A 13703-nucleotide genomic window follows, 5' to 3' on the forward strand; every position below is an offset into this window, starting at 1 on the left:
CAAGTGACGGATATGGAGCCACCGATACATATGTCAGCTGAGTCTGAGAAGGCCACTTCCGAAAGCGAATATGGCGCAAGCAATATTCAAGTTCTTGAAGGCCTAGAAGCCGTTCGCAAGCGCCCCGGAATGTATATCGGGTCCACCGGCCCCCGCGGTCTCCACCACCTTGTTTCTGAGATTGTTGATAACTCCGTAGACGAGGCTTTGGCCGGTCACTGTGACAACATTCAAATTTTCATGCGTGCCGACGGCGGTATCCGTGTAATCGACAACGGGCGCGGTATTCCTGTAGACGAGCATCCCGTCGAAAAAAAGTCCACGGTAGAAGTCGTCTTAACAATCCTGCACGCCGGTGGAAAATTTGGCGGCGGCGGCTACGCGGTGTCGGGTGGTCTCCACGGTGTCGGTAGTTCTGTCGTAAACGCGTTGTCGCGTGACCTCGATGTCGAGGTTCATCGTCAAGGGTTCGTCTGGACTCAGCACTACCAAAATGGCGTGCCGGATGCCCCCCTGGCGCAGGGTGCTCCCTCCAATCTTTCGGGAACGACGATCACGTTTTGGCCGAGCCCGGACATCTTCGAAACGGTGGAGTTCGACTACGAGACCCTTCGCGCGCGTTTCCAGCAGATGGCCTTCCTTAATAAAGGGTTGCGCCTCACCTTGACCGACGAGCGTGAAACCGATGAAGAAGGCAACCACACAGTTGTCTCGTACATGTATGAACACGGTCTTGTTGACTATGTTCAGTATTTGAACGACATCAAGAAGAACGACGTCGTTCACCCCGAGATTATTTCGTTTGAGTCCGAAGATCCAGATAAGACAATGGCCCTCGAAGTGGCGATGCAGTGGACGACCGCTTATTCCGAGAGCGTGCACACGTATGCGAACACGATCAACACGCATGAGGGCGGAACCCACGAAGAGGGCTTTCGTGCCGCGCTCACCACACTCATCAACAAGTACGCTCGCGAGAAGGGCATCCTGAAGGAAAAGGATGAAAACCTCTCGGGTGACGATGTTCGTGAGGGCTTGACGGCCGTTATCTCCATCAAACTTGCCGAACCTCAGTTCGAGGGCCAGACCAAGACGAAACTGGGTAACACCGAAGCCAAAGCATTTGTTCAGCGTATTGCGACCGATCACCTCAATGATTGGTTCGGGCGCAACCCTGTTCAGGCAAAAGAAGTCATCCGCCGCGCGCTCCTGTCGGCATCCGCTCGCATGGCAGCTCGAAAGGCCCGTGAGACTGCTCGCCGCAAGGGTCTGCTTGAGGGTGGCGGAATGCCTGGCAAGCTCAAGGACTGTCAGAGCAAAGACCCCCGACTCTCCGAGATTTTCATCGTCGAGGGTGACTCCGCCGGTGGTTCTGCTGTGCAGGGTCGCGACCCCGAGACCCAAGCCATCTTGCCCCTCCGTGGCAAAATTCTCAACGTCGAAAAGGCACGTCTTGACCGCGCCCTCGGCAACAACGAGGTTCAGGCCATGATCACCGCTTTCGGTGGTGGTATTGGTGAAGAGTTCAACGGCGACAAGGTTCGGTACCACAAAATTGTTTTGATGGCGGATGCCGATGTCGATGGCCAGCACATCACGACCTTGTTGCTGACCCTGCTTTTCCGTTTTATGCGACCCCTCGTGGATCTGGGTTACGTCTACTTGGCGCAGCCACCGTTGTACCGCTTGAAATGGTCGAACGCCGCTCATCAATATGTCTACAGCGACGAAGAACGCGACGTCATGTTGGTTGAAGGCCAGGCCAACGGCAAGAAGATTCCTCGTGACAATGGAATCCAGCGTTACAAGGGCCTCGGTGAGATGGACTACCGCGAACTGTGGGACACCACGATGAACCCCGAAACTCGGACCCTGTTGCAAGTGACCCTGGCAGATGCCGCTGCCGCCGATGAAACTTTTTCTACCCTGATGGGGGAAGACGTCGAATCACGACGTAACTTCATCCAACAGAACGCGAAGGACGTGCGTTTCCTTGACATCTAGCATCGATAAGACGACAACAACCGACGAGAACGGAGGCAACCGCGTTCAGCAGGTTGACCTCAAGCTGGAGATGCAGCGCTCCTATCTCGACTATGCGATGAGCGTTATCGTCGGGCGTGCGCTTCCCGACGTGCGTGATGGGCTGAAGCCCGTTCATCGCCGCGTGATCTACGCAATGTATGACGGCGGCTACCGCCCGGACAAAGCATTCTCGAAGTGCGCCCGCGTGGTCGGCGACGTCATGGGACAGTTCCACCCCCATGGTGACAGCGCGATTTACGATGCGCTTGTTCGATTGGTTCAGCCTTGGAGCCTGCGTTACCCGTTGGCTCTCGGCCAGGGCAACTTCGGCTCTCCTGGTAACGACTCCGCCGCGGCTCCCCGGTACACCGAGACCAAGATGGCCCCTCTGGCCCTTGAGATGGTGCGCGACATTGACGAAGACACCGTCGACTTCCAAGACAACTATGACGGTCGCACGCAAGAGCCCGCTATTTTGCCCGCGCGTTTTCCCAATCTCTTGGTTAATGGATCCGTTGGTATCGCCGTTGGTATGGCCACGAATATACCTCCGCACAATCTTCGTGAGGTTGCCGCTGGCGCTCTGTGGGCGCTCGCCAACCCGGACGCCACCCGCGAGGAGCTTCTCGAAGCTCTCATCGCACGCATCAAGGGGCCCGACTTCCCTACCGGCGCCCAGATTCTTGGGATCAAAGGAATTCAAGACGCGTACCGCACGGGCCGTGGTTCCATCACGATGCGCGCCGTGGTTTCGGTAGAAGAGATTCAGAACCGCAACTGCTTGGTTATCACCGAGCTTCCGTACCAGGTCAACCCCGACAACTTAGCCATCAAGATTGCCGATCTCGTCAAGGATCAGAAGATCACGGGCATCGCCGATATCCGCGATGAAACCAGTGGTCGAACCGGTCAGCGTCTCGTCATCGTGCTCAAGCGCGATGCGGTTGCCAAGGTTGTTCTCAACAACCTCTACAAGCACACGCAGTTGCAAGAAAACTTTGGCGCGAACATGCTCGCCATCGTCGACGGCATCCCTCGTACCCTGGCCCTCGATGGATTCATCACCCACTGGATCAATCACCAGATCGATGTCATTGTTCGCCGCACGCAGTTCCGGCTGCGCAAGGCAGAGGAGCGTGCCCACATCTTGCGGGCCTACCTCGCGGCTCTGTCGGCTCTGGATGAGGTCATTGCGTTGATTCGCGCGAGCAACTCGGTTGAGGACGCTCGTGATGGATTGATTGGCCTCCTCAAGATTGATGAGCTTCAGGCGCGCGCAATTCTCGAATTGCAGCTGCGTCGTTTGGCGGCTCTTGAGACTCAAAAGATTATGGACGAGGCCGCCGAGATTGAAGGCCAGATTGCGGTGTTCAACGCCATTCTGGCTGACCCCGCTCGCCAGCGCACCATTGTGACCGAAGAGCTCACCGACATTGTGGATCGGTACGGCGACGACCGTCGTTCAGAGATTATGTTTGGATTCGACGGCGACATGAGCGTGGAAGATCTCATCCCTGAAGAAGAGATGGTCATCACGGTTACCCGTGGGGGTTACGTAAAACGTACTCGAAGCGATAACTACCGCAGTCAGCATCGTGGCGGCAAGGGTGTCAAGGGCGCTCAGCTGCGGGCCGATGACGTCGTGGAGCACTTCTTCGTTACCACCACGCATCACTGGCTTCTCTTCTTCACCAATACCGGTCGCGTTTATCGTGCCAAGGCGTATGAAGTGCAAGAAGCCGGACGGGACGCCAAGGGGCAACACGTTGCCAATCTCTTGGCGCTCGCTCCCGATGAACAAATCACCCAGATTCTTGATATTCGCGATTACGAGGCCGCCCAGTACTTGGCCTTAGCCACCCGCGATGGTCTCATCAAGAAGACGGCGCTCACGGAATACGACACCAACCGTTCCGGTGGCATCATTGCCATCAAGCTACGGGAGGGCGACGAGCTCGTGTCCTCATTGCTCGTGAACGATGATTCTGACCTCCTCCTGGTGTCACGCAAGGGAATGAGTATCCGCTTTACAGCCACAGATGAGGCCTTGCGGCCCATGGGCCGTTCAACATCCGGTGTTATCGGTATGCACTTCCGGGGCGAAGATACGCTGTTGGATGCATCGGTGGTCACCAATGATGGCTACGTGTTCGTAGTGACGGAGGGCGGCTACGCTAAGCGCACCTCGGTCGATCAGTACCGCACGCAAAACCGCGGTGGTCTGGGCATCAAGGTTGCCAAGCTCAGCGACGACCGCGGAGATCTCGTGGGCGCTCTCATCGTGGATGATGATGATGAAGTTCTTGTCGTTCTCGAGTCGGGCAAGGTCGTGAGGTCGTCGATCGCTGAGGTTCCCGCCAAGGGTCGCGACACGATGGGCGTTGTCTTTGCGCGTTTCGCCGAGGAAGACCGGATTCTGGCCATTGCTAAGAACTCTGAACGCAACCTCGTTGATCTCGACGAGGATGACCCCGGGACGGGAGATGCTCTCGAGGGTCAAGACGAAGCGGCCATCGATTCTGTCAGCCCGGTCGCGGCCGATCTGGACAACGACGTAGTCGAGGATAATGAAGCCGTAAGCACAGGGGAAGAAGATGCTGATGAGTAACACCTTGAAGAGGCTTTCGAGCAAGATCCCCAAGCCGAGTAAAGGGCCTGAGCTGAAGCAGGTTCGTCTGAAGCTGGTCTACATCGACTTTCTTTCGGCCTTGAAGCTCTCTTTCTTGCTCGGCTTGGCCCAGGCCATCGTCGTCATTGTGGCGTCCTTCTTGCTGTACATGGTTTTTGTCCAGACAGGAATTTTCGACCGAGCAAACACCGTGGCCGGTCAAGTTCTGGGAGGTCAACAATTCAATATTAAAGACGTGATTTCGGTCGGGTCAGTTCTTGGATTCTCGACCTTGGTTGCCGGCATCAATCTCGTGATCATCACTGTTCTCGGGGCTGTCTGCGCCATTATTTACAATATGTCGGCCAAAATCGTGGGCGGTTTGTCTGTAGGTTTCACAAACCAATAGCGACTCGATTTAGACAAACGCCGGAACTCCGGTAGTCTCATCCTTGGTCAAAAAAGGGGCTATAGCTCAGGTGGTTAGAGCGCTTCACTGATAATGAAGAGGTCCCAGGTTCAAGTCCTGGTAGCCCCACAAGTTTCTCGTCTGAGATACTTAACTGCACTACGGGGCCTTAGCTCAATTGGTAGAGCGCCTGCTTTGCAAGCAGGAGGTCAGGAGTTCGATTCTCCTAGGCTCCACGGTTAGTTCCATTGCACTCAACACCCGCCAGAAATGGCGGGTGTTTTGTTTTTGCCAGACCCTCGGATGACCGACGTTGTCGTAAACCTGTAACCCACATGTAATGCGTTACCGGGCGATTAGCTCGTCCATAGTGCGAGTATTGCTATATGACCGATTCCCTACCTTATGTATTCGTTCACGGGCTCTTCGGTTCGTTCTGTGAAGATGAAACATTCGCCCAACTACAAGGGCCAGCAACCGCCCCAGACCTCTACGGTTATGGCAGCGAACACGATGCTAGTGTCACTTTCGAAAGGCAGGTGGAGGTCCTACACGAACATGTCCGCCATGCAGCAACAGATGGTCCAGTTCATCTCGTGGCTCATTCGATTGGAGCGGTTTACGCATTTGCCGTAGCGGATCATTCGCCTGACCTCGTCGCGTCGGTGACTTCGGTAGAGGGCAACTTCACTCTCAAAGACGCATTCTGGTCTCGCTCAATCGCTGAGTTGGACGAAGCATCTGCGAAACTCGCAATCAATGCCCGAATCGAGGACCCCATCGGATTTCTCAAAGGCGATGGAATAGCAACAACCGAGAGAAACATCGCTAGCGCTGAAAGTGCGCTTTCCTTTCAGCCATGGCGAACCGTATGGGAGTCGGCAAAGGCAATCATCCGAGTGACTGGTGCCGCTGAGTTCGAAACTATGCTTCACAGAGTCTTCGACTCGACCGCGGTAAACCTAATCGCTGGTGAACGTTCTGGGAAGGGCTGGGATGTACCCATTTGGGCACGTGAACAGGCAAGTACTTACACCGAAGTAAAAAATGTGGGTCACATGATGATGTTGGAATCACCGGTTGAGTTTGGAAAAGTAATCGCAGGCATCACCGCGAACTAGTTTGAACAGACTAGGCTCCACGGTTAGTTCCATTGCACTCAACACCCGCCAGAAATGGCGGGTGTTTTGTTTTTGCCAGACCCTCGGATGATCGAAGTTGTCGTAAGCCTTGTTGTACGTCTGCCCACACCGAGAGGGAACAACCCCACTGGTAGCGTGGAGCGATGAGGATTGCGGCGATTTCAGATGTTCACGGTAATCCGTTCGCGCTTCGAGCAGTTATGGCCGATATAGCCGACCAATCGATCGACCTGTCAATCAATCTCGGAGATTTACTCTCGGGTGCTGTCTCGCCAGCGGAGACCGCAGACATACTTATGGACTGGAACATCCCCACGATTCGCGGTAATCATGAGCGTCAATTGCTCGAGGATTGCTACGAGGACATGAGCCGTTCAGATCAGGCGGCGCACGGTGAACTCACGGACGCACATCGAGACTGGCTCCAATCGTTGCCATTCAGCCTTGAGATAACGGCGGGGGTCCTTGCGGTTCATGCAACTCCGCACGACGACCTGACATATCTACTCGAAACAGTCACAGAGAAGGGTGTCCGTCCGGCATCAGAAGAGGAGATCCTTGCTCGTCTGGACACTGTGACCAACTTTGACGTGATCCTGTGCGGGCATACCCACCTCAAACGATCGGTGACATTGGCTACTGGTCTGAAGATTGTCAATCCAGGAAGCGTTGGCTGGCCCGCCTATGACGATGACAAACCGTTTCCACATGTCATGGAAGCAGGTGCCCCCGAAGCCTCATACGCAATCCTCGACAACTCAACAGGATCATGGGCCGTTGAGTTCCGGGCTATCGAGTATGACTATGAAGCAGCAGCAAACATTGCGAAGCTGCGGGATCGGCCTGAAGTCGCTTACGCACTGATGACTGGAACAATGCCGTAGGCACAACCGACCTTGATGCTCGGTCGTTCTTTACTTAGGACCCAGATCCGGAACACGTCATGCTTCGGCTCGAGGTAGGTCGGTGCGATCACTGGAATTCGGCAGATCCGGCGCTTCTTAGTGGGTGTGACGATGGTGTGCGTCTGGAAAGTGCTCGTGGGAATGCGTAATCGGTGCATGGGTGTGCTCATGGCGATGTTTGCCACTGGCCGGCACCGTCATGCTCTCCGAGTGCTCGTGCTGGTGGTGTTCGTCGTGCGAGTGCCAGTGATCGTGTGTAATCGATTCGTGTGTGTGCGTGTGTTCGTGTCGTTCAGTGAGATGGAGCCACACACCCAGAGCCATCAGCGCGGCGGCGATTCCCAGTGGCCACGTGACCGGTTCCCCCATCACAACGGCGATGAAGGCACCGAAGAAAGGCGCAATAGAGAAATAGGCACCTGCCCGGGCAGTGCCTACGTGGCGCATCCCCACTATGAAAAGTGCAAGCGATACTCCGTAGGAGAAAAGGCCCACGACCATTGCACCCGTGATTGCCAAACCACTGGGAATGGTCGCACCCAGTGCGAACGCCAGTCCAAGGTTCACAGGACCAGCTACGACACCCTTCACGGCGGCCAGCCAGGTCGCATCCTCGAGTGCGACTTTGCGTGTGAGGTTGTTGTCCAAACCCCAACACAGACACGCGCCAAGGATTGCCAGTGCCGGCCACGGCGTCCCAAAGTCCGCCCCGTTGGGGACGCTTAGCACCACCGCACCAGCGACAATGGCAAGCATTCCGAGAGCGACACGACGGTCGAAGTTTTCGCGAAACACGAACCAGGCAAGGACGGCCGTGAACACTGCCTCAGCATTGAGGAGGAGCGACGCTCCAGAGGCCGGCATGTTCGCAAGCCCTGCCATCAGGAGTACGGGTGCGATGAGACCACCGAAGAACACCGCACCGACGAGGGGGAAGGCTTCCCGGCGCTGGATGCGCACTCGCGGGGCGCGGCGAATCATTCGCCACACCATGAGCCCGACTCCCGAACCAGTGTAGAGCAGTCCTGCGAGAAGCCAGGGGCTCACGTTTCCCAGGAGCAACTTGGCAAAGGGAGTCCCCGCTCCGAAAAGTACAGCGGAGGCTATAGCGGCTTGTACACCGATGTTCCTGAAAGCGTTCATTCCCCTACTATCGCAGTGGCGGGACCGAAGAAGGCTCCGACGGCCCCCGTTACACACGGCAAGAGATTACGCTGGAAGTATGGCTTCCACCAATCGGCGAGACAAAAATGGTCGCCTCAAGCGAAAGCCGGTGGAGATGACTCCCGACATCAAGCAGGCCCTTGAATCAGCCGGACTTCGGGCAGATTTTGATCACCGACCACCCCATCAACGCAATGAGTACGTGGCGTGGGTGACGCGCGCCGACCATCCTGACATTCGGGCTAAGCGCCTAAACCAGATGCTGGACGAGCTGGGCAAGGGCGGTCTCTACATGCGAGCGGACGATCCGGCTTCTCGCAAGTGACAGTGGCGCTGACCGCGCGAGATAATAAACGCATGTACTCAGCCGCGTTTATCTTTCAGCCCGGCACGTATGACGCCGAGTTTTACCGGCTTGACGGCCTCATCGAGGACGTGGCCCGATCGCTTCCGGGGTTCCTCGGCTCAGAAACCTGGGTTTCGCAAGACGGTCGCGTGAAGAACGCGACGTACTATTGGAGTGATATGGAGAGCCTGCGAGTTTTCTCACAGCATCCGGATCATCTGGAAGCTAAGCGCAATTACGCGAAATGGTACGACGGGTATCACGTCATCATCAGCAAGGTTGAGCGGGTGTACGGCGACGGGAACCTCGAGCATGCGACTGCGAGTTTTTCCCAATCGAACTAGGGATTACTCAAACTCGTCATCGCTGGTAATTTCGTGCGCGTCGTCTTCGGCCTGATTGAGAAGGCTGTTGCGAAGGATTTGGTCGGCTTCTACGGCGAGGTTCAGTGTGGCCGTCAAGAGTTCGTGGACGGACTCGGCCTTGAGGAGATCAATCTGGTCAAGTTGGCCGACGGGAAGGATGCCAGCGATCTGCCACGCAGACGCAACGGGGTCATCGGAGAGCGCAATGGTGGCGTCCCACGGAAGATTGCCGAATTCGCTGGCGAACGAGAGGAGGCGCCGAACCTGGACTTCCACCTCTGCCCGGAGGGGCTCGTGTTGGTCGTCCCATTCCAGGTCGGGAAGAAACTCGACGTTGGCTTGAGGGTAGGGAAATTCTGCCATCCACTCTGTGACCCGAAAACGTTGCCCGCCGGCCGCGACAAGGCCAAGGAAGTCCTCGGACGAGCCAATTTGGGAAACGCGAGCAGTAGTACCGAGCGAAAAGCGCTTTTCTCCGCCACCAACCTCTTGGCCGCGCTCAATCAGCACGACACCAAACTCGGGGTCTTCTGCTTCCATCATGTCGCCAAGCAACTTGAGATAGCGCTCTTCAAAAATTCTCAGTGTGAGAGGCATGTGTGGAAAAAGCACGGTTCCCAGGGGGAACATGGGCATCATGACCACGGGGGCAACAGACTATTCGTCTTCAGAGATCCAGAGCTCGTCGTCGGCACGAAAGGTCTGCCAGGCAACGTAACCGATACCGATGACAGCCGCGGCGAGGAGGCCAAGGCCGATGTACTTGCCAACGCCGGCAGACTTCACTGCAGGAACGACAAGGGGGCGACCCTTGGCGGCGAGGGCAGTGACCCGTGATGCAACCTGGCCCAGTCTTTGGTCGCGTGCTGCATCGATGACCGAAAGGGTAGAGCCAATAACGGCCGCGACGGACGGAAGAACGTCGTCAACAAGCTTGTCACGCGTATTCTTGGCGGTCGTCCGAGCGCCGCGGGCAACGCGGGGGATGACTTCTTCTGAGGTGACGCGCCCAAGTTCGCGGCTTGCTTCCCGAACAACGGTTGCCGCGTGAGACAGTACGCGCTGCTGCTCGTGTAGAAGTTCTTCGGCGTGAGCTCTCAAAATTTCAGCTTCACTCATGATTTTTCGTGACGAACCCATGTGACCCCTCCAATTGCGGCATTGACGATGCTCCCATCTTCGCACTGTTCTGGCTGAAAGTGACCTGAGTAATTGTTGGTTCTGTAAAGGAAAGGGTGTGAAAGACTTAGGACATGCCTATTCACACCGCAGTTGCAACCATGAACACCACCCTTGGCCCCATCAAGGTGAACCTTTACGGTCACCAAGCCCCCAAGACGGTCAAAAACTTCGTTGGTCTTGCCACGGGAGAGATCGAGTGGACCAACCCCAAGACCGGCAAGAAGAGCAACGACCCCCTGTACAACGGCGTTATTTTTCACCGCATCATCCCCGAGTTCATGATCCAAGGCGGCGACCCCTTGGGAACCGGAACGGGTGGCCCCGGCTACCAGTTCGACGACGAAATCAACTCCGAGCTCACCTTCGTGGATCCCTACATCTTGGCCATGGCTAATGCGGGTACGCAGGGAGGCAAGGGCACGAACGGCTCTCAGTTCTTCATCACCATTGCTCCCACGACATGGTTGCAGGGAAAGCACACCATTTTCGGTGCCGTTGTTGACCCGGAAAGTCGCAAAATTGTCGACCAGTTGGGTGTTGTCGCTACGGATGGCCGCGACCGTCCCCTGACCGACGTCATTATTGAGTCGATCACCGTAGAAGCCGTCTAACCCCGAGGTCCCCTCTTTTCGTGACACTTCCCTCATCGCCTCCCGGCCTAGAACCCTCTCCTCATGGCTGCTACCGCCACACCACTCGTCCCACCTACATTGTGTGTCAGCGGTGCTCACGCCCGATTTGTGTTGAGTGTCAAACCCAGGCGGCCGTCGGTGTAATTTGTCCTGAGTGCCGTGGTGCGCAACGTGCCGCCGCACCAAAACGGTCGGTAGGCTCGTATTTTCGAGTCGGTGGCACGAGCACCCCGGTTGTCACACTTTCCCTCATTGCGCTGACGGGCTTTGTTTTTGTGCTGCAGATGATTCCGTGGCTGAACGTGACCGATGCCTTCGCGTTCGCCCCGGCTTACTCGGGCATGGAAATTTCGGGCTACGCGCCGGTACCGTACGAACCGTGGCGCATGATCACCTCGGTGTTTACACATTCGACAGGCTTCTTTCTTCACATCCTGTTGAACATGTACACGTTGTGGATCTTTGGCCAGATCCTTGAGTCGATGCTCGGCCGCGTACGTTTTCTCTCGCTCTACCTCGTGTGTGGAGTGGCCGGTTCCGTCGGGGTCATGTATCTCGCACCTCCGACCACTTTTGTGGTGGGGGCATCCGGTGCAATCTTTGGACTGCTCGGAGCGTTCCTCGTTATTCAACGAAGACTGGGCGGCAATACAACGTCACTCCTCATCCTCGTGGGAATCAACCTTGTGATCGGCTTCTTGCCGGGGTTGAACGTGGCCTGGGAAGCTCACCTCGGGGGGCTCATCGCCGGCGTGGTCATGGGTCTGGTCTATGTTCAGACGAGGCGTTTTGCGCAACGACGCGTGCGGGTCGCGTGGACCTTGGTCGTGGTTGTCATCGTGGTAGCACTGAGCCTTGCCCACGCACCAATGTTTGCCTAAGGCGTACTTTTCTGGCACGCGCCACAAAAGTTATCCACAGGTTATCAACATGGGGAGAATTACAGTCGTGTAATTCCCCGTGGTGAAAGCTGCTGGTTAGCGCCAGCGCGTCGTCATCAAGAAGCCGATGAAGGCAATCCCGAAGCCGACCAGAATGTTCCAAGCCCCGAAGGCGGGAACAGGAAGAGCGCCCTGGCTGATGTAGAAGACAATGATCCACACCAAGCCCAAAAGCATGAACCCAAACATGACGGGTTTAAACCACACGGGGTTGGGGGTATCGCTCGCGCTTCCCTCGGGCGAACGGGGAGCCTTTGAGCGTGTCTTTGATCCAGCCATAATGCTACAGAGTCTAGTGGATGCCCTGATGCGCGCGCTCAGCGCAGGCTCAAGAGGGGCGGGCGGGGGCTCTAAACTTGGTCACGTGAGTAGTGAAACGGAAGCGCCGACAACGGAGGACTCAACGGAACCGTCCGTCGTCTTGCCGCGCCGCCGCCGCGACATCTTTTCCGACAAATCCTCGAGCGTTCTGGGAATCGTTGGCGAGTCGCTCATTACCATCGGCGCGATTGTGTTGCTGTTCTTGGTCTGGCAGTTGTATATCAACAATGCCGTTTTGGCGAACGAACAGGCGAGCATAACGAAGGACCAAGCCCTCGCCTGGGCAACGGTTAGCCCAAGCCCCGTTGCCTCGGGCACAACGGCACAAACAGATTTTGGACCTCCTCCCATTGTCGCCCCGGTCAAGGAGGGTGGGCAATTCGCCATTTTGTACATTCCCAGGTTGGGCCCAGACTCGCAGCGCGCTGTTCGCAACGGCGTTGACCCGGTTTCCGTTTTGAATCATGGATATTACGGGCGCTATCCCGACACTCAGTGGCCGGGTGAGCCAGGCAACTTTGCCGTGGCCATTCACCGCACCGGATGGGGCAGCAGCTTTGCGGATGCTCCGAAACTTCAAGTCGGTGACAAGATTTATCTCGAAACCGCTCATGGGTACTACACGTATACGTTCCGCAATTATGAGTTTGTGCTTCCCACGGCCGTGAATGTGGTGTTGCCTGTCCCGGGCAGTGAAGCCCCGGTGGGAGACCAGATGCTCATCACCATCACGACGTGTAACCCTTTGTTAGGCGATGCAGAACGCTTGATCACTTATGGAGTTTTTGACTCCTGGCGACCGCGCTCGTCCGGTGCTCCCCCGGCCATTGCCGCCATTGTCAACAAGGAGGCCAACTGATGTACGTTGCACTGTGGAGAATTATTCCGGGGCCGCTGTGGCTTCGTGTTGCGATCTCCGTTGCCGCGGCGAGCGTTGTCGTTGCAGCCTTGATGATGTTTGTCTTTCCATGGGTAGATACCTTCATGACGCCTAAAGATGTCACGGTGAGACAATGACGAAAATCCTTGTCATTGATAATTACGACAGCTTTGTCTACACGCTGAACGGGTACTTGCAGGAACTGGGTGCCCAAACTGACGTGGTGCGTAACGACCAAATTGCACTGGATGTTCTCGATGCAACTCTTGCCGCGTATGACGGTGTGTTGGTGTCGCCCGGTCCGGGCAAACCCTCTGAAGCGGGGATCTCCATTGCCACCGTTTTGTCGGCAGCCAAGCAGGGCATTCCGCTGCTGGGAGTATGCCTCGGCCACCAGGCCATTGCCGAAGCCTTCGGCGCGACGGTGACCAACGCCGAGGAACTCATGCATGGCAAAACATCGCTCATCACGCACGACAACGGAGCCTTCTACGCCGGAGTTCCGCAACCCTTTACCGCAACCAGGTACCATTCGCTCGCCGTGGTCGCCGACACCGTGCCGCATGACCTGAGCGTGACCAGTCGAACTGACGGCGGTGTCATCATGGGGCTACAGCACATTAGTGCGCCCATTGTTGGTGTGCAGTTCCACCCCGAGTCGGTGCTCACCGAGGGGGGTTACGTGATGCTGGGAAACTGGCTGGAAACGACCGGGCTGAGCGGGGCGGCGGAGCTCGCCAAAACAAAGAACCCGCTAATAACGCGCACCAAATAGCGGTATTT

Annotated in this window: 16 protein-coding genes and 2 tRNA genes; 14 read left to right on the forward strand and 4 right to left on the reverse strand. The window is 56.5% G+C overall.

Annotated elements, in window-relative coordinates; translation table 11 throughout:
• Positions 1 to 30: 30 nt before the first annotated feature.
• The 7 genes from gyrB to FB555_RS07055 all read left to right on the forward strand — a co-directional run bounded on the left by gyrB (position 31) and on the right by FB555_RS07055 (position 7068).
• A complete protein-coding gene (gene gyrB, locus FB555_RS07025; RefSeq protein ID WP_182484775.1) occupies positions 31 to 2004 on the forward strand; it encodes a DNA topoisomerase (ATP-hydrolyzing) subunit B in 1974 nt (657 codons plus the stop codon).
• Complete coding sequence (gene gyrA / locus FB555_RS07030; RefSeq protein WP_182484776.1) at positions 1994 to 4633, forward strand: DNA gyrase subunit A; 2640 nt, start codon at positions 1994 to 1996, stop codon at positions 4631 to 4633. The genes gyrB and gyrA overlap by 11 nt, the downstream gene beginning before the upstream one ends.
• Positions 4626 to 5042, forward strand: a complete 417-nt coding sequence (locus FB555_RS07035; protein WP_182484777.1) for a DUF3566 domain-containing protein — start codon at positions 4626 to 4628, stop codon at positions 5040 to 5042. The genes gyrA and FB555_RS07035 overlap by 8 nt, the downstream gene beginning before the upstream one ends.
• A 55-nt stretch (positions 5043 to 5097) precedes the next feature.
• A tRNA-Ile gene (locus FB555_RS07040) sits at positions 5098 to 5171 on the forward strand.
• Between the two features lie 34 nt (positions 5172 to 5205).
• Positions 5206 to 5278: transfer RNA gene (locus FB555_RS07045), tRNA-Ala, on the forward strand.
• Positions 5279 to 5428: 150 nt separating this feature from the next.
• Positions 5429 to 6163 (forward strand): alpha/beta fold hydrolase, encoded by a 735-nt coding sequence (locus FB555_RS07050; RefSeq protein WP_182484778.1) that lies wholly within the window; start codon positions 5429 to 5431, stop codon positions 6161 to 6163.
• 164 nt (positions 6164 to 6327) lie between these two features.
• Positions 6328 to 7068 (forward strand): metallophosphoesterase family protein, encoded by a 741-nt coding sequence (locus FB555_RS07055; RefSeq protein WP_182484779.1) that lies wholly within the window; start codon positions 6328 to 6330, stop codon positions 7066 to 7068.
• A gap of 117 nt (positions 7069 to 7185) precedes the next feature.
• On the opposite strand, the gene FB555_RS07060 is transcribed toward FB555_RS07055, so the two are convergent.
• A complete protein-coding gene (locus FB555_RS07060; RefSeq protein ID WP_182484780.1) occupies positions 7186 to 8232 on the reverse strand; it encodes a DMT family transporter in 1047 nt (348 codons plus the stop codon).
• Positions 8233 to 8311: 79 nt separating this feature from the next.
• Between FB555_RS07060 and FB555_RS07065 the strand changes: the two genes are divergently transcribed.
• Together FB555_RS07065 and FB555_RS07070 are read left to right on the forward strand one after the other, a co-directional pair.
• A complete protein-coding gene (locus tag FB555_RS07065) occupies positions 8312 to 8578 on the forward strand; it encodes a YdeI/OmpD-associated family protein (RefSeq protein WP_246323647.1) in 267 nt (88 codons plus the stop codon).
• 32 nt (positions 8579 to 8610) lie between these two features.
• The gene (locus tag FB555_RS07070; protein ID WP_182484781.1) at positions 8611 to 8943 is read left to right on the forward strand and encodes an antibiotic biosynthesis monooxygenase family protein; all 333 of its coding nucleotides are present in this window, start codon (positions 8611 to 8613) and stop codon (positions 8941 to 8943) included.
• 3 nt (positions 8944 to 8946) lie between these two features.
• On the opposite strand, the gene FB555_RS07075 is transcribed toward FB555_RS07070, so the two are convergent.
• On the reverse strand, positions 8947 to 9603 hold the full coding sequence (locus FB555_RS07075) for an LON peptidase substrate-binding domain-containing protein (protein ID WP_220475894.1): 657 nt from the start codon (positions 9601 to 9603) through the stop codon (positions 8947 to 8949).
• 18 nt (positions 9604 to 9621) lie between these two features.
• Positions 9622 to 10083 carry a DNA helicase gene (locus tag FB555_RS07080; protein ID WP_182484783.1) on the reverse strand — a complete coding sequence of 154 codons (462 nt, stop codon included), beginning with the start codon at positions 10081 to 10083 and terminating at the stop codon, positions 9622 to 9624.
• Positions 10084 to 10217: 134 nt separating this feature from the next.
• On the opposite strand from FB555_RS07080, the gene FB555_RS07085 reads away from it, so the two are divergent.
• Both FB555_RS07085 and FB555_RS07090 read left to right on the forward strand, forming a co-directional pair.
• Positions 10218 to 10757, forward strand: a complete 540-nt coding sequence (locus tag FB555_RS07085) for a peptidylprolyl isomerase (RefSeq protein ID WP_182484784.1) — start codon at positions 10218 to 10220, stop codon at positions 10755 to 10757.
• Between the two features lie 305 nt (positions 10758 to 11062).
• Positions 11063 to 11659 (forward strand): rhomboid family intramembrane serine protease, encoded by a 597-nt coding sequence (locus FB555_RS07090; protein ID WP_246323651.1) that lies wholly within the window; start codon positions 11063 to 11065, stop codon positions 11657 to 11659.
• Between the two features lie 96 nt (positions 11660 to 11755).
• Here the strand turns inward: FB555_RS07090 and FB555_RS07095 are convergent, their stop codons facing one another.
• Positions 11756 to 11998 (reverse strand): cell division protein CrgA, encoded by a 243-nt coding sequence (locus FB555_RS07095; protein ID WP_182484786.1) that lies wholly within the window; start codon positions 11996 to 11998, stop codon positions 11756 to 11758.
• 85 nt (positions 11999 to 12083) lie between these two features.
• Here FB555_RS07095 and FB555_RS07100 point away from each other — a divergent pair, with 85 nt between their 5' ends.
• The 3 genes from FB555_RS07100 to FB555_RS07110 are packed head-to-tail and all read left to right on the forward strand — an operon-like array spanning position 12084 to position 13695.
• On the forward strand, positions 12084 to 12899 hold the full coding sequence (locus tag FB555_RS07100; protein ID WP_343046425.1) for a class E sortase: 816 nt from the start codon (positions 12084 to 12086) through the stop codon (positions 12897 to 12899).
• Positions 12899 to 13057 (forward strand): hypothetical protein, encoded by a 159-nt coding sequence (locus tag FB555_RS07105; RefSeq protein WP_182484787.1) that lies wholly within the window; start codon positions 12899 to 12901, stop codon positions 13055 to 13057. Before FB555_RS07100 ends, FB555_RS07105 begins: the two co-directional genes overlap by 1 nt.
• The gene (locus FB555_RS07110; RefSeq protein ID WP_182484788.1) at positions 13054 to 13695 is read left to right on the forward strand and encodes an anthranilate synthase component II; all 642 of its coding nucleotides are present in this window, start codon (positions 13054 to 13056) and stop codon (positions 13693 to 13695) included. Before FB555_RS07105 ends, FB555_RS07110 begins: the two co-directional genes overlap by 4 nt.
• The last annotated feature ends 8 nt before the right edge of the window (positions 13696 to 13703 follow it).

This window comes from Alpinimonas psychrophila (assembly GCF_014137865.1).
GTDB classification, from domain to species: Bacteria; Actinomycetota; Actinomycetes; order Actinomycetales; family Microbacteriaceae; genus Alpinimonas; species Alpinimonas psychrophila.